Raw genomic sequence first — 20,218 nt, 5'->3', positions numbered from 1 at the left:
TTTTATCATGGAGCCAATCATTAATAAGTGAGAATGGTAAAAAGTAGGATGTTTTGATTAACCAAATAGCAAGTAAGCTCATGAAGATCAGAGCTTGCTTGCTATTTAGCGTTTTTTATGAGGAATATTTAAGCGGTTGTAGGCTTGTGCAACAAACCTTGTTCTAATGGATGCAATGAAATCCTTGTCTGTTGGTAAGCGGGGAATGTTTCTTCTGTACTGTATGATCCAATTTTTAATGCTGCGTCCAGTGCTCGTAGCAAGCAGCCCACGAATTGCTCTGGCGAAAAGTAAATGCTTTTCCCGACCATATGAATGTGAAGCTCGTTATGGTCACGGTTGCTTACAGACAGTAATAAACCTTGACCCTGAAAACCCGTACCGATGGCGCGTACTTTGTTTATACCTGAAAGTAGTATTTCTGTTTTCAACGCACGTCCTTGTTCCTCTACAAACACAGATATCAGCCGTTTGTCAGTAACGATAACAATTTGGTTACCCTGAAACGTATGGCTAAGGTGTAGGAAATCTTTATACACTCCAATAGTTTGCTCATGCGGAGAGACAATCCCCATCCGTACAAACTCATCCAACTCTGTGACGTCGGGCTCCTGATGATTTTTAATTCGTTTTTTGATACTGAATTGAATGGTCAAGATCCCCAAGATAGCTATAAGAAAAGCACTAAGGCGGACGTGGTATATAAAGAACATCAAAACGATAAAGCCGCCGAGTAACCACTGTCCCCAAGTCAAATAACGCAGCTTTTGTTGTGCCGTACGGCGATAATAACCATAGCCCTTTCCTGGCTGATACTCTTTACTTAACTTTGTCATACCGCGCAGCATGGTCAATCCATAAATCGATAGGACTGTCATCCCGAGCCCCAGGAGGGTCATAAACCATTCCTGAGCTGCCACGCCGACTAAAGTACACAGGCCAAACATGAAGAACCCTGCCCAGCAGGCAAACCTTTTAATCCGAACCTGTTTCTGAATCGAACGAACTAATTCTTCCATTCTTAATCCTCCTGATCTAGGCACATAGGTAATGATTGGAATTCTATATAGTCTTATCGTACCATCTGATAGTCTTTTTCGTAAATTAATAGAAATAGAAAATCCAAGGGCTGGAATAATTTTTTTGCGTATTGTCCTATCTTCACGTGAACTTTAGACACCAAAATCAAAAAATCCAGTACTACTCATTAGAAGCAGAAGCCCCTAAAATAATGGATGTAAGTGCTTATAAAAAAAGAAAGGAGGTCTTCTGCATGAGTACAGGATGGAAAAATCCACAGCCACAGCCGTCGGTTCGATCGAGGAAGGGGACATCACTAGCGCGCAGATGGGCTCAACAAAGACATTTGCAGACCATGGCACTGCTTGGAGTGGTATGGATGATTATTTTCCATTACATTCCGATGTACGGCATTTTGATTGCTTTCAAACATTTTGACATTATTGGTACTATATCAAGCGCACCATGGGCGGGGTTAGAACATTTTCGTGCCTTCTTAGAGGATGATAGCTTCTGGTATATTGTCAAAAATACACTGGGCATTAGCCTGCTCAAGCTGGCAATCGGGTTCCCGTTACCTATTGTATTTGCTCTGTTTCTAAATGAAATCCGGTCTACGCGGTTTAAAAAATCCATTCAGACCATTTCGTACCTTCCTCACTTTCTATCATGGGTCATTCTTGGCGGAATTTTAACCACATGGCTGGCAGATACTGGGATGATCAATCAACTGTTGCTGGCTTGGGGCTGGATCGACCAGCCGATTAGTTATTTAGCGGAGCCAGGCTATTTTTGGACTATCGTCGTCAGCTCGGATATTTGGAAGGAGCTTGGATGGTCAGCTATTATTTATTTGGCAGCCATGGCGGGCGTATCTACGGACATGTACGAAGCAGCCACCATTGACGGAGCGGGACGGTTTCAGAAAATGTGGTACGTCACACTTCCCGCCATCAAGGGCACAATATCCATTTTGTTTATTTTAGCGGTCAGCGGCATATTGAACTCCAACTTTGATCAAATTCTTGTCCTGCGTAACTCGCTAAATGAAAGTGCAAGTAATGTAGTTGATATTTATGTATATCAGGTGGGCATTCAGCAGGGACGCTTCTCGTATTCTACTGCGGTGGGATTGCTAAAATCAGTTCTTGCTCTCATTTTGCTGCTGATAGCCAATTCGGTGACCAAACGGATGAATAATACCTCTCTATTTTGAAGGAGGACGGATGTATGCAGTTATTGCGACGCAGAACAGCAGGCGAAGCGATATTCGATTTCTTCAACAACATCTTCATGCTGGTTATTTGTTTTGTGACCTTATATCCCGTGTGGTATGTGCTGGTGAACTCCTTTAACGAAGGAGCTGACGCAATGCGAGGCGGCATTTACTGGTGGCCGAGACTCTTTAGTCTGGATAGCTATCAGGCTGTATTTGCCAACAGCGGCATTATGACTGCGATGGGGGTAACGGTTGCCAAGACGCTAATTGGCACGATTGTACATGTGTTTTTTACCGCAATGATTGCATATGCATATTCCCGTAGAGAGCTGATCGGGCGTAAGCTGTATATGCTGATCGGCACCATTACCCTATTTTTCGGTGGAGGTTTGATTCCTACGTATTTGCTGATTCGTGATCTTGGGCTGTTGGACAGCTTTTGGGTGTACATCATTCCTGCAATGTTCAGCTTTTTTGACCTTATTATTTTTATGGCTTTTTTCCGGGAGCTGCCGGTTGCGTTGGAGGAGGCGGCGAAAATAGACGGTGCTAACGACTTCAGCATCTTCTGCCGGATCGTACTTCCTGTATCGATGCCTGTAGTAGCGACCATTTCGTTGTTTCATGGGGTGTACCAGTGGAACGATTATTTTACAGGAATGATCTATATCAATAATACGGATCTTCAGCCGATTCAGACGTATTTGTACCGGGTTGTTGCCCAATCCAGCTCTAATCAAATGATGTCTGCCGCACCCGGGATTGTCGCCCAGTCCGTTACTTCGCAGTCCATCAAGCTGGCTACGATGGTCATAACAACGTTGCCGATTGTACTTGTATATCCATTTCTGCAAAAATATTTTGTCAAAGGGCTAATGATCGGCTCGGTTAAGGGCTAGCATATCATCCAAGGGGGAGATTTATGATGAACATTCGCAAATGGCAGAAGGGGCTGTTGGCTGTTGTTCTACTGGTAGGAACGCTCGTGGGATGTACATCCGGTGGAAGTGGCGCTGTCACGGAATTGAAGGACGAGAAGACTAAGGCTTCGGCAGATGCGCCAGGCTGGAAGGCCGATACAGAGCCGATTACGTTTGACTGGTATTTAAATTTTTCCTGGTTCCCGAACAAGTGGGGGACGGATATGACTTCGAAATATGTGACGCAAAAGACTGGAGTCAGTGTCAATTTTATCGTACCTGCTGGGAATGAAAATGAAAAGCTGAATACCATGCTCGCCTCCGGTAAGCTGCCTGATTTTGTCACGCTTGGTTGGGGGGAGGATGCGGTCAAAAAAATGATCGAGGGCAAGATGGTTCTCCCGCTTAACAAGCTGGCCGAGAAATACGATCCGTATCTGATTAAAGTGGCTGACCCGGCCAAAATGTCCTGGTATCGTCAAACAGACGGGAATGTATATGGGTATCCCAACGCGTCCTCTTCACCGCAGGACTACCAAAAATACGGCCAAAATTTTGTCTCCAATCAGACGTTTATGGTTCGGAAGGATATGTATGAGGCGATTGGCAAGCCGGATATGAGAACACCGGAAGGATTTTTGAAAGCGCTTCAAAAAGCGAAAGAGAAATTTCCAGAGGTGAACGGTCAGCCGTTGATCCCGATAGGGTTCCACGAATTTACGGATAACGGGAATTATTCTTTTGAAGACTATTTACTCAATTTTCTAGCCATTCCGCATGAAAAGGATGGGAAGCTGTACGACCGTCGTTCAGACGAAGAATACATTCGCTGGCTCAAAACATTCCGTCAAGCGAACGAGCAGGGCCTGATCGCCAAGGACGTATTTATCGACAAACGTCCGCAAATGGAGGAAAAGGTGGCACAAGGCCGATATTTTGCCATGCTATATCAGCGTTCCGACTTTGCTACACAACAGGTGATGTTACATGCGAAGGACCCGAACTCCGTCTATATTGCGGTGGATGGACCCTCCAACAGTAAGCTGGACCCGCCGACGCTGGCCGGGCCGGGCATTTCCGGTTGGACGGTGACGCTCATTTCGAAGGATGTCAAAGACAAGGAGCGGGCTATTGAATTTCTGACTTATCTGATTAGCGAGGAAGGGAACCGTGATCTATATCTAGGGGAGCAGGGAAAGCTGTGGGACACGGTTAACGGTAAGCCAGCCTTCAAGCCGGAGGTACTGGAACTGCTGAACAAGGATCGCTCTGCTTTTGACAAAAAGTATGGCGCCTCCTTCACTTTCTGGATGCTGATGGATACGAATATGAATTTGCAGTGGGCGCCGCCCAGCGTCGAGCCGTATAAGCAGCCGGAAGATTGGACGAAAGGCAAGACCCACAGCTTCTCCCAATATGAAAATATCAAACCGACCGGAACCTCGGCAGAAGGCATTGCTTCAGGCCAGATAGACAAAATTTGGGGCAAGGCATTACCGAAGCTGCTGCTAGCTTCCTCGGATGAGGAGTTCGATCAGCTGTTTGCCCGCTTTTTGGAAGACCGCAGAAAAGCAGGCTATGACAAAGTAATGGCTTATCAACAAAAAGCCTATGAGGAAAACCTCAAAAAAATGGAACAGTTCACAAAATGATCTCGCTCAATCATTTATCTATTGAATGTTAAGGATGTGATTTCATGTCAGGCCGTGTACGTTCACAGCTGAAGAGCCTGCTGCGCCGCCATATATGGCAGTGGCTGACGGATACGGCCGATCGGCTAGGCGGCTGCTCCCTTCAAGTCAAGCTCATTGTCGCTTATATCGGCGTCATTTTAATCCCGGTGGTATTGTTCTCGCTATATACCTTTCATCAATTGTACGAGAACACCATGCATGACATTACCGTACAAAATCAGTATGTACTGGATACAGAGCTGGCCCAGATTCACAGCAATATGGAAATTATGGAGCGGACCGCACAGCTTGCGATTTCAGATCGCAACGTACTTCGTTATCTAACCGAGGAACGTGAAATAAGTAGCGATGAATTGGTTCAATTCAACTTAAATGTGTTTCCCAATTTACAGCACTTGCTATACAGCAATCCCAACGTAGAGAATATCCGGCTGTATACGAGTAATCCCCAGGTACATGAAATATGGCCCATGATTTTCAATGAATCACGCCTGCCCAAAGCTTCCTGGCTGACAACAGCTCAACATCAGCAAGGAAAAATATGGTGGGATATATACAAGGGACCTAAGAGCTTATTGCTGGGGCAAGCAGGGCAGGAAAGTGAAGCGGTACGGTATATAGCATTGCTGCGTGAAATTCAGGCTAGCGGGGGAAAACACGCAGGCTTAGTGGAAACCAACATGAGGCTGGAGCTCTTTTCACCTAGAGTATTCGGAACCGTACCACGTGATTATGCATGGCAAATGTTCATCCTGAACGGTGGAAAATCAGTGTCTTCTACCGATATAGCTACAGCTTCCTTTCAACCTGATCCCATTCCGATCCCTCTGTCCCATGTGCACCATCTGTTACAGTCCCGCGTTCAGGGACAGGGTGGTGCTTTTGACTTTACCTATGGAAATAAGCCCTATCTTGGTTTGTACCGTTATATAGAAGGACTAGATGCCTATCTGCTAAATGTAGTGGCGCTGGACGGTCCGCTGGGTGACCTTCGTCAAAAACGCAATGCCATGCTGCTCATTATTTGTATATTAATATTGCTAATGTCCGTCATTTCTTATACCTTGCACGCCCTTATTCTCAAGCAGCTGCATACACTGCGTGAATCTATGAAAAAAGTACAGCAGGAGGGCGACTTTCAGCTTACAATCCCGGTATATGGGCGGGGAGAAGTCGCGGAGCTAGCACTATATTTTCGCAGTTTGCTAAGTCGGATTAACGTGCTCATTGCTGAGGCTGTACAGAAGCAGGCCGCTGCTCAGGAGGCCGAGCTACAGGGACTCAAACATCAGATTGATTCCCATTTTCTCTATAATACATTGGAAAATCTAAAAATGATGGCGGAGATCGAGCGACAGTATCCGCTGTCGGATGCGCTCACCTCCCTTGGTTCGATGATGCGCTATAATCTCCAATGGTCTGGGCCGTGTGTTTCTTTGCGGGATGAAATCCGTCATATTCAGCATTATGTAGCCATTATGAACATCCGCCATGATAACCAAATTGCACTGGACATTCGCCTGTCGTCGACGTTTATGGAACTGGAAATACTGAAAATGTCGCTGCAGCCTGTAGTCGAAAATGCGATAAAGCACGGTTGGGGTGCATTACAAAGCCCGCTGCGCATCACCATTGAAGCCTTCTCCAAGCAAGATATCGTTGAACTGCGTATACAGGATAACGGAGTGGGGATGTCTGAAGAAAGAAAAAACGCCATCATGGCTGGTCTGGAACAGACGGATATGGGTTCCCACGAGCCCGGGGTAAATAGGGGGATCGGTTTGTATAATGTGCACCGCCGTTTGAGTATGCAGTATGGCCTAGGGTTTGGCGTAAAACTGGCCAGCATTCCCGGACAATCGACGACAGTAACCCTGATTTTGCCTAGACGTCACATCACGAGGGGGGCGAACCATGACGACTAAGCTGTTGATTGCAGATGACGAGAAGAACATTCGAATGGGGCTACAAGCTATGATCGAACGGGAGTATTCCGATCTCTATGAATGCGTGCTGGTCAAGGACGGAGGCGAAGCCTGGCAGCATGTAAAGAAGTTTTCACCCGAGTTGGTGATAACGGATATCCGTATGCCTGTTATGGATGGAATTATGCTGATGCAGCATATTCGCAAGCTGGAGCCAAGAGACAGACCTTTGGTAATCATTCTCAGTGGATATGACGAGTTCCAATATGCGCGGGAAGCGATTCGTTGTGGAGCGCGGGAGTATTTGCTGAAGCCGATCGTGAGAGAGGAACTGTTCAGTGCGTTAGCAGTTTTGAACGAAGAATTACAGCAAAGGAACTCTCTAATAAACGATTGTGTGAATAGCGGGGAGATAGATAGACTGACTGGAAGAACGAACGTTGCTAGTGCGATTGCCGATAGAAGCGGCAGCTTGACGAGAGCAATCCAGTACATCCATGCTCATTTCAGCGAGGATTTGAACATGGCGGTAGTATCTAATGTAGTATCCTTGAATTATACGTATTTTAGTCAGGCGTTCAAAGCCTATACAGGTCTTAGTTTTGTTCAATATTTAAAAAGGCTGCGCATTGCAGAAGCCAAAAAGCTGCTAGGGCGTCAAGAGGGCAAGATTTATGAAATTGCGGCTACTGTGGGCTTTGACAATGCCAAGTATTTTAACAAGGTGTTCCGTGAACTGGAAGGGATGAGTCCGCAGCAGTTTCGGCTGAAGAATCTAAGGGGTAATTGAAAGTAAGGATGGAGAAAACTTCACTGCCTTTTTACCCTTATCCTGATATAATGAATGAAGGTAAACATAACCATGGCCTTCGATCAGAAAGTTTGTACACATATCAGATAGACGCCTAACGGAAGGGGATAGCATATGGTTATTTATGAAACGGATCAAGCTTATATCATGACGACGCAGCATGACCATGCCCGTATTTCAGGTGAGTTGGCTTCACAATGGGAAGACAGTGCCTTTAAAAATAGACGTCATAAACAGGATTTTATATATGCAGCGAGGGAGCATGACCGGGGTTGGATTAGGCTGGACGCTGCTCCTTTCTGGAATGATTATGTGTCAGCACCTTATACGTTTATCGATTTTCCGCTTAGTCCACGTTTTGTTTTTTATCGTCTCGGGATTGATGAAGTCGAGCAAGAGAATGCGTATGCGGCGTTGCTGTGCAGCTTGATGTACAAGGAGCTCGTCGGACGGACCGAGCATGAAAAAGCTCAGGACAAGCAGATTACGCATGCTTATCAAGAGGCAGAGGAACAGCGTCGCCAGAGGCTAAGACAGGAGCTGACATGCAGTGTAACCTTCGAACATCAAGTGCGGACAGATGTCCGGAGAATGTTGTTTTGCGACGAATTGAGTCTGTTTTTATGCAGCCGAGAGCCGGGTACTCCTACAGCAGATTATGAATGGTTTGCTGAAGGTTTGAGCTTCCCGGCTGTTCGTCATGAAAGCGGACGGGTTCGGGCTGAGTGGTTATCGGACCAGACAGTAGGTCTGTCCTTTTTCCCTTTCAAGGGTAAAGTAGAGATTACTCATACCTTCAAGAAGGTGAGTAAAGAGAACATTCGTACCTCGGGTCTTCTAGAAGCGTACCGTTCCTCCGAATGCACGCATCGAACCTTTACCATCGAACATATCATGGAAGTAGAAGAGCAAAAGGAGAATGCCTGAACGTCTAATGATTCAGCCTCGAACCGATGTGTTGTGCATTGTTCGTGGTTGCTGAGTAGCGTCAGAGCAGAGCCTCCCTGAACAATTTTTCAGAGAGGCTCGTTTGTTTCTGGCTTTAAAATTTACGATTAAGATTTTGCAGATGTTTTTGCACGGTTGACCATCGTCTGTACCTTATTCAACACCTTATCACGCGCTCCTTTATTTTTCATCAGATACGTAACACCCATTCCCAATGCTGCTACTACCCATTTTTTATTCTTCATCAATAACGCCTCCTTATGATCATGTTGTCATACGCTAATGCCTAAAAAGCATCCAAAATGTGAAATGATGAACGGGATTTTACGATTTAGTGATTCCTTGCACTCGTTCCGCATAACTATGATTTACCCTTTCCATCACATCTTACCCGTTCCATTGGTAATGAAACGATTACGACTGTCTTTTCACGTTTAATGGATATTATCAAATATCCTGCCACAATTGCTTCAGACGCACATGACAGGGAGGTCTTTGTTATGAGAAAGAAGGAAGTGGTTGCCATGCTGCTCGCCGGCGGACAAGGCAAAAGACTCAAAGGACTAACCCGCACACTGGCCAAACCGGCAGTATTTTTTGGAGGAACTTATCGTATTATTGATTTCCCTCTCAGCAATTGCTCTCATTCGGGAATAGACACCGTGGGCGTATTGACCCAATATGAGCCGTTGGTGCTTCACTCCTATATCGGCGTAGGCAGCGACTGGGATTTGGATCGCCTGGATGGAGGAGTTTTCGTTTTACCACCGCACGAGAAAGAGAATGGAAACAATTGGTACCGTGGGACAGCGGATGCGATTTATCGGAACCTGCATTTCCTGGATCAGTATGACCCGGAGCATGTGCTCATTCTGTCAGGGGATCACATTTATAAAATGGATTACAGTCGAATGCTCCACTATCACAAGGAAAAGGGAGCCGATTGCACCATTTCTGTTATCAATGTCACGATTCAGGAGGCCCAACGATTTGGGATACTGAACGCCGATGAGGACCTGAAGATATACGACTTTGAGGAGAAGCCTGATCAGCCGAAAAGCACATTGGCCTCTATGGGTATTTATTTATTCAAATGGGATGTGTTGCGTCACTACTTACTGGAAAGCGCAAGTGATTCTGAATCTTCACATGATTTTGGTAAAGACATCATTCCGCTATTGCTTCAGCATGGCCGGTCGCTGTATGCATACCCGTTTGCTGGGTACTGGAAGGATGTGGGCACCATTCAGAGCTTGTGGGAGTCTAATATGGATCTTCTGGTTCAGGACCCGCCGCTAGATCTGAATGACCCGTTCTGGCGCATCTATACCCGCAGCCCCAATCAACCTGCCCAGTATATCACCCAGCGGGCGATCCTGAAAAACAGCATCGTAAATGAAGGCTGCATGGTGGATGGAGAAGTAAGACACTCCGTACTGTTTTATGGGGTTGAAGTCGGTGAGGGGAGCGTTATTACCGATTCTGTCATCATGCCGAATGTAAAAATCGGACGCAATGTACGTATTCACCGGGCCATCGTGAATGAGAACATGGTTATTGAAGACAACGCAGTCATTGGACCTGAAGATAGCCTGGATGAGATTATTTTGTTCGATCAGGAAAGCCAGCTTCACGCACGAATATAACTCGGATAAGGACGGTGTCCGCTATGAGCCGGCTCATTGGAGTGATCAACCTGGATCACGAATTGGATCAATTGAAGGAGTTGACTTATTTCCGGTGCGGGGCAGCAGTACCCTTTGCTAGTCGATATCGGCTCATTGATTTCACCTTATCCAATATGATGCATGCAGGGATGCAGGATATTGCACTGTTTATCCGCCGCAAATACCGTTCGCTGCTGGATCATTTGGGTGAAGGTCGGCCATGGGATTTAGACCGCAGAAGGGGTGGGTTGTTTATTTTGCCACCGGACTGGAACGATCCGACGGACACATCACGTGGGGACTTGCAGCATGTGCACAATAATCTGGACTTTTTCCATCGCTCATCGGGGCAAACCATTGTACATGCAGGAACTCAGCATATCAATAAGGTTGATTTAGAGGATGTATACCGATATCATCTGGAAAAGAATGCGGATGTCACCCTCGTATATAAACCCATTCACCAGCTCGAAACTGAGCATGCACCGTGTGTACGGCTGGAGATTGACGACAGCGGACGAGTGACCGGTATTCATCAGGAGCAGGATCATCATAATATTTATCTAGAAATGTTTGTGATGGACAAAAGCTTGTATCTGGATCAGGTAAAGCATTGCATTGCTCATCAGGATAATCATTTCTTTCGCGATGCGATTCAGAAAAATCCAAGTGGCCTGCGCATCTACGCGTATCGCTATGATGGTTATCATGCAGTTATTAATTCTATCGAGAGCTATTATAAAAATAGCATGAAACTGCTGGATCAGGAGCAATATCAAGCCCTGTTCCAGAATCAGCCGGTGCATACCAAAATCAAGTATGAAGCTCCGACGCGTTATACGTACAGCGCCGAGGTGGATCATTCCCTTGTTGCCAATGGCTGCACCATTGGGGGGAAGGTCGAGAACAGCATTCTTTTTCGTGGCGTGCAAGTAGAGGAAGGCGCGCGGGTAAGCAACTCGATTATTATGCAAAAATGCATCATCCGTAAAGGCGCAGTTGTGCAGAATGTGGTTTTAGATAAGGATGTACAGCTTTCACCAGATCGAACTCTGATTGGAGACATTAAAGTTCCCTATGTGATTGCCAAGAATAGCGTGATTTAAAAGATCATACTTAGCCATTAAAACGGAATTAACAGGAGGTACCACTTTGTTCAGCAATAAAGAAGCATTTAAGCAGGCCTTTCGAGAGCAACTAGTCGGAAGACTGGGTAAACCGATGCAGGAGGCTCAGTCGGAAGACGTATATAAGGTTTTGGGCGGCATGATTCGTGAACAAGTCGGCAAGAATTGGGCAGAAACGAACCAAGCCTACAAAGAAGGACAAGTGAAGCAGATTTATTATTTTTCATTGGAATTTTTAATAGGTCGTCTATTGGGTAGTAATTTGCTGAATTTGGGCGTATTGGATATGGTTCGGCAGGCATTGGGGGAATTGGGATGGAATCTGGAGGAAATCGAGGAACAGGAAGCAGACGCAGGGCTAGGCAATGGGGGTCTCGGCCGTCTGGCGGCTTGCTTCATGGACTCATTAGCATCCCTTGGCTATGCAGGGCATGGCTGCGGGATTCGATATAAATATGGCCTGTTTGAGCAGCGTATTGTAGACGGAAATCAGGTGGAACTGCCGGATTACTGGCTACAGAAAGGGAATGTATGGGAGGAACGTCGTCCTGACAAAAAGGTCGAGGTTCATTTTTGGGGACGTGTGGAAACTCGTGAACAGGAGGGGCGTCTTGTGTTCGAGACACAGGATGCCGAGACGGTCTGGGCCGTCCCTTACGATATTCCGCTGGTCGGCTATGGTCATGCGCAGGTGAATACGCTACGGATTTGGAGTGCGGAATCCGCGCTTGATCCCGTTCGAGGACCGATTCGAGGCGAGGGCGGATATTACCGCTTTCTCGATTACAATCGATCGGTAGAGTCCATCTCGGCATTTCTCTATCCGGATGATTCCAATTATGAGGGTAAGCTGCTTCGCTTGAAGCAGCAGTATTTCCTCTGCTCGGCCGGATTACAGAGCATTTTGCGTACGTTTGAGAAGCTTCGTTTACCTTACAGTCAATTGCCTGATAAAATAGCACTGCACATTAACGATACCCATCCGACGCTGGTTATACCGGAACTGATGCGTATTTTGATGGACGTGAAAGGCTTGGGGTGGGACGAAGCATGGGATATTACGACACGGACCGTTTCATATACGAATCATACGATATTAAGTGAGGCGCTGGAACAATGGCCCGTCAACATGGTGAGAGAACTGCTTCCCCGGATTTACTTGATCATTGAAGAAATGAACAAACGTTATTGCGCTATGCTATTAGAACGTTATCCGGGTCAGGACATCAAAATTGGTGAAATGGCGATTATTCATGGTGAACAAATTCGTATGGCTCATTTGGCCATCGTCGGCAGCTACAGTGTGAATGGGGTAGCTGCACTGCATACGCAAATCTTGAAGGAACGAGAGATGAAGTCCTTTCATGAATTGTATCCTGACCGGTTTAATAATAAAACAAACGGAATTGCCCATAGACGCTGGCTGATGCATGCCAACCCGGAGCTGGCAAGCTTGTATGATGAGACTATCGGTACACGCTGGAGAACCCGTCCACGCGAACTCATTGACCTGCTTCGCTACAGTGGGGACGAATCGTTCCAAGAACGGATTCAGGTGATTAAGCGAAATAATAAGGTCAGGCTTGCTGAGCATGTGTTTGCAAAACAGGGCGTACGACTGGATACATCCTCCATTTTTGATGTACAGGTCAAACGGTTGCACGGATATAAGCGACAACTGCTCAATATTTTACATGTGATGCATCTATATAACCAGCTCAAAAGTAATCCTGCGTTGGATGTTACGCCACGTACATTTATTTTTGGCGCGAAAGCAGCCCCCGGTTATTTTCTCGCTAAACAGACGATTAAGCTCATAAATAATGTGGCGGACACGATCAATCGGGATGTAGATGTTAAGGACAAGCTGAAAGTCGTTTTCCTTGAAAATTATTCGGTCTCGCTGGCGGAGCTGATTATTCCTGCGGCGGATGTCAGTGAACAGATTTCTACGGCAGGCAAGGAAGCATCAGGCACAGGGAACATGAAATTTATGATGAACGGCGCGCTCACACTGGGTACATTGGACGGAGCTAATGTTGAAATGCATGAAATGGTAGGCGATGCCAACATGTTCATTTTTGGATTGAAGGTAGATCAGATTGAGGACTACTATCGGAATGGACAGTATTCGGCACGCATAACAGCTAACAGTGATGAAAGATTGCGTGAAGTGCTGGATCAACTGGTAAACGATGCACCTTTTACGCGGCATGAACGGGAATTTGAGGCCATTTATCAATCTCTGATTGATCATAATGATGAATACTTTGTGCTTAAGGATTTTGCAGCTTATGTAGATACGCAGGTTCATATTGAACAGGTGTATCGCAATCCTTCGGAGTGGACACGACGTGCTATTGTAAATATGGCCCATTCCGGGAAATTCTCCAGTGATTGTACAATCCAGCAATACGCGGCTGAGATTTGGGACCTTGTACCTCTATCCAGCGATGTCAATAAGCGAATTGTGTTCTAAAATAGCGAAACAGGCGGAATAGCATTGCTTTTCGAACGGTGAGGGTTATAATGACAGTATAGACTAAGTAAGGATGGGGAGTTATTTGAACTCATTCCTAAACTTGAATTTGTACTGTTGAAGGAGTCCTCCTATTGATAAAGTTCAATCCGAAAAGGCTCAAACCTCATAAATCAAGGAAGAAATACAATGTGTTTCAAAATATATGGCGGGCGATTCGTCTGAATTTTATTAAGCTGTTGCGCGCCCCTGGTGGAGTTAAAAAAATCTCTTTGGGCTTCGCCATTGGCTTTGGTCTGGAGATGATCGTAATTTCCACGGCCTCTCTCGTATACCTCGTGTTTTACCCGATTGTTCGGCTGTCCGGTGGTTCGCTGCCTGCCGCCATTGTGGGTAACGTTGTCGGCAAGCTGACCTTTTTGCCTATTGTACTGATGCCATTCGCCAAGCAACTGGGAGCTTGGATTTATCCATCACATTATCCGGTACATGTCAGGGGCGGTCGACTTCACGAGCATTCTTTTATGGAGCTTTTTCACGGCAACTGGTCTGTATTCAGAGACTTACTGCACGGAGGCCTCCACATCCTGATCGGCATGTCTATTTTCGGTGTGGTGCTGGGCATAATTTCGTATTTTGTCATTCAGGTTCTGTATAACCGTTCGCTGCACAAACGGTTGGAAAAGCGGAAACTGCGTCATGGCGCAGGATTTTCGCCGACCAGATTGCTGAAGAATGGATAATGTTGTACATCAGAAGCTCCTTGAGCCTATCGTTTAGGCCTTGAGGGGCTTCTTTTGGGTTAAGCAAATCTTTACTTTTATGTCACGTCTAAGGATTATGTGTATGTTTCTTTTTGGGATTAACCTGGATGGATATACCGTGAAAATATAGAAAAACGAATATACATTCTTAAAAAAGGCACGACTACTGTTGTAGGAAAAATTTATCGTTTGGCGGAAAGATATTGTACTTCTCTAGCATTCTAGACCTGTACAACGGGGAGATTATGGCTTACAGTATAGCGGACAAGCAAGATACGTCCTTGGTTGTGGATACGCTGAATCAACTTCCAAAATAGACAAGCATGCTGCTCCACAGCGTTCAGGGAAGCGTATATACGTCACAGGCTTATCAAGCTGCAGTAAAGGGAAAAGGCATGACCATGAGCATGAGCATGTCCCGTAAAGGAACACCCGCTGATTATGCCCCTATCGAATCGTTTCATTCCACGCTAAAGTCTGATGTACTGAAATTAATTTATTGACATGAAACCAGTTACATATTTTAATCTTGTTTTGTAGCGAGAGATCATAGATAAGCATGTTACCAACTCGTTTTGAATTTTTTTAGATACTTTTTAAACATTCATTATAAAGTATATAAAAAAAGACCTTTATGAACTTCACAGGAAGCGAATACTCATGGGAATATTAGTGGGAATTATATTGACCACATGCATTTTGATAGGTTCGTATTTTATCATCAGCGCAATTGTATATTCGCAAAAAATTCAAATTCTTGTGGAAAACATGCAAGTGAAACACGTAGATCATTTTAATCAAAAGGACAAAAAAGACAAGCAAAAAACTGGAGGGCATAAGTATAATTAAACTTGTAGTCACGGATCTAGACGGAACATTTCTGAACAATAAAAGTCAGTACGATGTCGAACTTTTCAAAAAAGTTTATGCAGAGATGCAGCAAAAAGGAGTTACATTTGTCGCATGTACAGGTAAACAATGTGAACGTGTTGAAAAATTGTTTGACGAACATGGCAAGGGAGTTTGGATACTGGGTGACAGTGCTGCTCGAATTAAAAAAGATGGCCAAGTGGTTAAAGAGTTTAGTATTGATCGGGATCTAGCTCTACAGGCGATTGATCAAATTCAAGACTTCGACAACAATATGACGCTTATTGTATGTGCAAGTGATGCTGCGTACGTTCATTCTTCCATTTCAGAAGATATGTATAAAGTTGTTAAAGGCTCCTATGAACGTGTATTAAAAACAGACTCCTTTGCAAACATAGATAGCCGTTTTATCAAAATCACGGTCTTCGACACGGAGGGGCGAAGTACAGCATTAAGAGCACATGTTGAGAATACGTTAGGTGGACAAATTTATATTGTTGATTCTGAAGCTAGATGGTTGGATATCACGGCATTGCATACGCACAAAGGTGAGACAGTAAAGAAACTGCAAGAAATGTTGGGCGTCACATACGAGGAAACAATGTCATTTGGTGACGGCGAGAATGATGTGGAACTCATGGCAATCGCGAAATACAGTTTTGCAGTGAGTAATGCTTGTGAAAATACTAAAAAGGCAGCAAACTTCATTACTAAGTCAAACGAAGAAAATGGTGTTCTTTTCACGATTCAAAAAATACTGGATTTGCAGTGACCCTTGTCTGTCAAATGGTATTGCATTCTGTAAAAGAGCGGGGCAATGGTGTGATTGCCCCGCTCTTTATTATTTGAGTTGCAGTGCCCGTACTCCTTATTGTTTGAATTTCTATATTACGCTTTTGACAAAATAATATTTGAGTTGAAAGACTGTTGTAATCCAGATGATTTCAAATCGGCTTGTATTACTTCCATTCAAGTTGAATCGTTATTCGAAACTTGTTTTCGATAATTTTGCGGAACTACACCCATCTGTTTATGGAAAATGGACGAAAAATAGCTAGCACTTTGAAAACCGCAGGCAAGTGCGATTTCACTAATGGATCTTCGTGTTTCTTTTAACATTTCGCAACTTTTTTGAAGGCGATATTGAGTGACATAGTTGTTGGGCGTCTGGCCCACATATTTGTTAAATAATGTACAGCAACGGCTTCTGCAAACGGCTCCTGCAGATGCGATCTCCTCAAGAGTTATTTTTTGATCATAGTTTTGATGAATGAAACGAGTCATTTCCTGAACATGTGTCAATACTCCAGATTGCCCAGAAATGGGTTGCAAATGATCCCCTATAGTAGCACACAAAGATAAAGCTTGTGATGCCAGACGAAGCGGGTTGGGAGGAGTATGATCCTTGTGCATTTCCTGATAGATTTCTTGAATGGAAAGTAATATTCTTTGCTGCCAATCAATCTGATTTGTAAGCACGACAAAATCATCCATCATTAAACTAAACTTATCCCCCCAGTATGTTTGAACAAATGAAGGCTTCACACCAAGGATAGAGGGATGAATGACGATGACAAGGAATAAACAATCGTTGTGGTCTGCAAGAGAATAACCGAAATGCAAGCGTTGGCTATTCACAAAAAGTCCATCTCCCTGATGCAATCGAGTGATAGTTCCATTAACAGAGAAATCCATCGCTCCTTTTAATACGTAGATAAACTCCACGTCCACATGCCAATGCGCTACTGCTGTATGATTGTTAAATTGATGAAGGCTTCCCTTTCTTACGTAAAGTGGTAAATCAGGAATATTATAATTCAAACGTTCTGATAAATCGGAAAACACCTCTAAATTTGTCATCAACAAAATCATCCTTTGAATATATACGATTTTTATAAAATTATAGCCAATTTTAATGGAAATAACAATAATAATATCCTATTCTTATAATGCGGAAATCAACGAGAGGACAGGGTATAGGTGAGAAACCGTATACAATTTAGAGGATCTGGCAATCGTGATTTTAATCGAGAGTTAATGATGCTCGTCATTCCCATTGCATTACAAAATTTAATATCAGCAACCGTGATATCCGTTGATGTATTTATGCTGGGTATGATTAGTCAATCTGCAATGTCAGCCGTATCACTCGCAGGGCAAATTACTTTTGCATTAACATTGTTTTACATGGGGATGTCAGCGGGGGCAAGTATCCTGACTGCGCAATACTGGGGAAGGGAGGATTTACCAACCATACAGCGCATTCTTAGTATTGCTTGCATGTTCTCCTTTTGTATCTCCATTTTGTTTTTTTTTGACTTCCTTCTTTCTTCCAGAGGCACTTATGTATTTATTCACTAATGATACTGAACTGATTCAATATGGCTCAAAGTTTTTACAAATGAATTCCTTTTCTTATCTCGTGATGGGAATATCGCAGATGTATCTCAGTGTGATTAGAAGTATGGAAAATGCAAAACTCAGTGCATGGATTAGCTCCTTATGTTTGATCTTAAACATTTTGTTCAATGCCTTTTGCATTTTTATTTTATTCCCATCAAGACCCGAACTGGCCATTTCCGCAGTAGCTCTTGCCACGGTTTTAGCACGGATTATTGAACTAGTATGTTGTATGATTCACTCCGTAACCAAGGGGGGCATTCGTTTTCGTTTGCCTGTACGTGATGGCATTCAACGAAATTTATTAAAAGATTTCTTAAAATATACTCTGCCTGTACAGGGGAATTATATTGTATGGGGAGGAGCTCTTACCGCTACGGCTGCAATTATTGGCCATGTGAACTCCGATATGGTAGCAGCTAACTCGATAGCGTCTGTAGTTAAAAACCTAGCAGTTGTTCTCTGTGGAGGCATAGCTACTGGAGGCTCTGTACTTGTTGGAAAGTATTTGGGACAGGGTGACATCGAGAAGGCAAAGCATGCGGGCAACAAAATGTGTTTTTATGCTTTGATATTTGGAGTTATTGCAGCCTGCACGATTCTGTTCATTAAACCATTGGTATACTCCATCGTCAATTTGAATTCAATTGCTCAAAGTTACCTAGATGGAATGCTTTACATTAGTGCGTATTATTGTATGGCTAAATCGTTAAACTCCACAACTATAGCGGGTATATTTACGGCTGGTGGGGATTCCAAATTTGGATTTTGGTGCGACACTGTTGTCATGTGGCTTATTATTCTGCCGCTTAGTTACCTATGTGCTTTTGTTTGGCAAGTGCCGCCTATCTTTTTGTATATCGTCATCAGCTTAGACGAGATGATTAAATTACCCATTGCTTTTATTCGATATCGACAGTTTAAGTGGCTTAACAACATAACTAGAAACTTTGCATAAACCTGATCATAACTAAGGGTTATGCAATTTACTCTAATAAATACAAGCATTTATAAGGGAGAATGTTGCATGAATATCCAAGAACGAATGGCTAGCAAACAATTATTTACAGATCACGATGCTAATTATCCGAAAGAGGCTGCAGAGTTGGCGAAAGCACGCCAGCGTGGTAAGGCAATATGCTATGAAATTAATAATTTGCATCCGGATGATGTTGAAATGCGCAAAACGTTAATGAAACAACTCTTTGCAAGCATTGGAGAAAATGTATGGATGGAGCCGCCAATTCGCATGTCTTATGGTTCAAATACGACCGTAGGAAATAATGTATATATCAATTTCAATCTAACCGTGGTTGACGACTATAAAGTTACGATTGGTAATGATGTCATGTTTGGCCCGAATGTAACGATTGCTGTAACGAATCATCCTGTACATCCAGAAAAGCGCAAAGAAGGCGGGATGTTTGCATTACCAGTGGTCATTGAGGATGGGGCATGGATCGGGAGCGGAGCGATTATTGTTCCAGGAGTCACGATTGGCAAAGGGAGTGTAATTGGTGCTGGTAGTGTGGTAACCAAGGATATCCCTGCGAATGTAATAGCTGTTGGAAATCCATGCAGAGTTCTTCGTGAGATTACGGATCATGATAGAGAGTTCTACTATAAAGACATGCGTTTTGATCAGGTTGAATGGTAAGAAAAAGTGACCAATAGTTTTATAAAATAAAAATGCAGCTCACATAAAGTCAAATGGAACCATACAATCTTCGGTCATCTACCTTCTGGAGAGGGGTTTTTCGATGAATATACTTTATTTTTTTCTAACAATAGTTTCCCTTTATTTTGTCATTACAGCAATTGTGCATTCACGCCACACAAACTTGGTAGCCGATAAAATGGAAAAACAGTTTGAACATTACTTTAATGAAGATGCGCATCAAAATGATCAGCATATTGTATCAAATCGATAGCAATGCATTATTAAGCTAACGGGAGACGATAACTCAATAAAACTTAAAAGGCAACCGATCAACGTGGTCGGATGCATGATTCCAATCGCGGTAACTGGCAGTTTGCTGTTTTCTACACTTCTGACTTTATTTGTGGTACCGTCTCTTTATATGTTGCTGGCAAAATATAAACTAAGACGCAAACTAAAGAAAGAACTGCCTTCAGCTTAAGAGGAACAGCCCTCATAACGTGAGACAAATCAAAACACCTTCAAGAGAATCAAGCCATGTCGTAAGATATGAAGATAACCTTGGAGGTGTTTTTACGTTGGCAACGAGAGTGAGTTATCCTTAGAAACAAAGATGAAAGCTATTGAAATGAGATTGGCAAGAGTTTCGATAAGAGAGGTTATGGAGCAATTGGGAATAAAGAATAAGGCACAGCTACAAACATGAATGAGGTG

Annotated in this window: 17 protein-coding genes and 1 pseudogene; 15 read left to right on the top strand and 3 right to left on the bottom strand. The window is 43.9% G+C overall.

Annotated elements, in window-relative coordinates; all coding sequences use genetic code 11:
- Positions 1-128: 128 nt before the first annotated feature.
- Entirely contained in the window at positions 129-1,019 is an 891-nt protein-coding gene (locus tag ACXHJ1_RS21260; RefSeq protein ID WP_016821079.1) for a hypothetical protein, read from the bottom strand.
- A 254-nt stretch (positions 1,020-1,273) separates the two neighbouring features.
- On the opposite strand from ACXHJ1_RS21260, the gene ACXHJ1_RS21255 reads away from it, so the two are divergent.
- From ACXHJ1_RS21255 to ACXHJ1_RS21230, 6 genes are all read left to right on the top strand, one after another.
- Complete coding sequence (locus tag ACXHJ1_RS21255) at positions 1,274-2,236, top strand: ABC transporter permease (protein ID WP_016821080.1); 963 nt, start codon at positions 1,274-1,276, stop codon at positions 2,234-2,236.
- A gap of 14 nt (positions 2,237-2,250) precedes the next feature.
- Positions 2,251-3,138, top strand: a complete 888-nt coding sequence (locus tag ACXHJ1_RS21250) for a carbohydrate ABC transporter permease (RefSeq protein ID WP_457905194.1) — start codon at positions 2,251-2,253, stop codon at positions 3,136-3,138.
- Positions 3,139-3,164: 26 nt separating this feature from the next.
- Positions 3,165-4,811 (top strand): extracellular solute-binding protein, encoded by a 1,647-nt coding sequence (locus tag ACXHJ1_RS21245; protein WP_457906193.1) that lies wholly within the window; start codon positions 3,165-3,167, stop codon positions 4,809-4,811.
- Positions 4,812-4,855: 44 nt separating this feature from the next.
- The gene (locus tag ACXHJ1_RS21240) at positions 4,856-6,778 is read left to right on the top strand and encodes a sensor histidine kinase (RefSeq protein WP_457905193.1); all 1,923 of its coding nucleotides are present in this window, start codon (positions 4,856-4,858) and stop codon (positions 6,776-6,778) included.
- Positions 6,768-7,568, top strand: a complete 801-nt coding sequence (locus ACXHJ1_RS21235) for a response regulator transcription factor (protein ID WP_457905192.1) — start codon at positions 6,768-6,770, stop codon at positions 7,566-7,568. The genes ACXHJ1_RS21240 and ACXHJ1_RS21235 overlap by 11 nt, the downstream gene beginning before the upstream one ends.
- 135 nt (positions 7,569-7,703) lie before the next feature.
- The gene (locus ACXHJ1_RS21230; RefSeq protein WP_457905191.1) at positions 7,704-8,516 is read left to right on the top strand and encodes a DUF3891 family protein; all 813 of its coding nucleotides are present in this window, start codon (positions 7,704-7,706) and stop codon (positions 8,514-8,516) included.
- 128 nt (positions 8,517-8,644) lie between these two features.
- Here ACXHJ1_RS21230 and ACXHJ1_RS21225 read toward each other — a convergent pair whose 3' ends face one another.
- Complete coding sequence (locus tag ACXHJ1_RS21225) at positions 8,645-8,782, bottom strand: hypothetical protein (RefSeq protein WP_013370876.1); 138 nt, start codon at positions 8,780-8,782, stop codon at positions 8,645-8,647.
- A 255-nt stretch (positions 8,783-9,037) separates the two neighbouring features.
- On the opposite strand from ACXHJ1_RS21225, the gene ACXHJ1_RS21220 reads away from it, so the two are divergent.
- The 6 genes and pseudogenes from ACXHJ1_RS21220 (at position 9,038) to ACXHJ1_RS21195 (ending at position 16,216) form a co-directional block, all read left to right on the top strand.
- Positions 9,038-10,183: a glucose-1-phosphate adenylyltransferase gene (locus ACXHJ1_RS21220; RefSeq protein ID WP_457905190.1), complete on the top strand. Its 1,146-nt coding sequence runs from the start codon at positions 9,038-9,040 to the stop codon at positions 10,181-10,183.
- A 23-nt stretch (positions 10,184-10,206) separates the two neighbouring features.
- Positions 10,207-11,310, top strand: a complete 1,104-nt coding sequence (gene glgD / locus ACXHJ1_RS21215) for a glucose-1-phosphate adenylyltransferase subunit GlgD (protein WP_016821087.1) — start codon at positions 10,207-10,209, stop codon at positions 11,308-11,310.
- A 46-nt stretch (positions 11,311-11,356) separates the two neighbouring features.
- Positions 11,357-13,810, top strand: a complete 2,454-nt coding sequence (locus ACXHJ1_RS21210; RefSeq protein WP_016821088.1) for a glycogen/starch/alpha-glucan phosphorylase — start codon at positions 11,357-11,359, stop codon at positions 13,808-13,810.
- Between the two features lie 134 nt (positions 13,811-13,944).
- On the top strand, positions 13,945-14,553 hold the full coding sequence (locus tag ACXHJ1_RS21205; RefSeq protein WP_016821089.1) for a DUF2062 domain-containing protein: 609 nt from the start codon (positions 13,945-13,947) through the stop codon (positions 14,551-14,553).
- 203 nt (positions 14,554-14,756) lie between these two features.
- A pseudogene (locus ACXHJ1_RS21200) lies at positions 14,757-15,068 on the top strand (transposase); the annotation flags it as partial.
- Between the two features lie 347 nt (positions 15,069-15,415).
- Positions 15,416-16,216 (top strand): HAD family hydrolase, encoded by an 801-nt coding sequence (locus ACXHJ1_RS21195; RefSeq protein ID WP_457906192.1) that lies wholly within the window; start codon positions 15,416-15,418, stop codon positions 16,214-16,216.
- A gap of 197 nt (positions 16,217-16,413) precedes the next feature.
- Here ACXHJ1_RS21195 and ACXHJ1_RS21190 read toward each other — a convergent pair whose 3' ends face one another.
- Positions 16,414-17,304, bottom strand: coding sequence for a helix-turn-helix domain-containing protein (locus ACXHJ1_RS21190; RefSeq protein WP_457905189.1), 891 nt, complete (start codon positions 17,302-17,304; stop codon positions 16,414-16,416).
- Positions 17,305-17,424: 120 nt separating this feature from the next.
- Here ACXHJ1_RS21190 and ACXHJ1_RS21185 point away from each other — a divergent pair, with 120 nt between their 5' ends.
- The 3 genes from ACXHJ1_RS21185 to ACXHJ1_RS21175 all read left to right on the top strand — a co-directional run bounded on the left by ACXHJ1_RS21185 (position 17,425) and on the right by ACXHJ1_RS21175 (position 19,501).
- Positions 17,425-17,805, top strand: coding sequence for an MATE family efflux transporter (locus tag ACXHJ1_RS21185; RefSeq protein WP_457905188.1), 381 nt, complete (start codon positions 17,425-17,427; stop codon positions 17,803-17,805).
- Complete coding sequence (locus ACXHJ1_RS21180; RefSeq protein ID WP_457905187.1) at positions 17,789-18,802, top strand: MATE family efflux transporter; 1,014 nt, start codon at positions 17,789-17,791, stop codon at positions 18,800-18,802. Before ACXHJ1_RS21185 ends, ACXHJ1_RS21180 begins: the two co-directional genes overlap by 17 nt.
- A gap of 69 nt (positions 18,803-18,871) precedes the next feature.
- On the top strand, positions 18,872-19,501 hold the full coding sequence (locus ACXHJ1_RS21175) for a sugar O-acetyltransferase (RefSeq protein WP_017428360.1): 630 nt from the start codon (positions 18,872-18,874) through the stop codon (positions 19,499-19,501).
- Positions 19,502-20,218 lie beyond the last annotated feature (717 nt).

Source organism: Paenibacillus sp. ALE2, from assembly GCF_054113385.1.
This window is presented reverse-complemented; position numbering and strand designations above follow the sequence as displayed.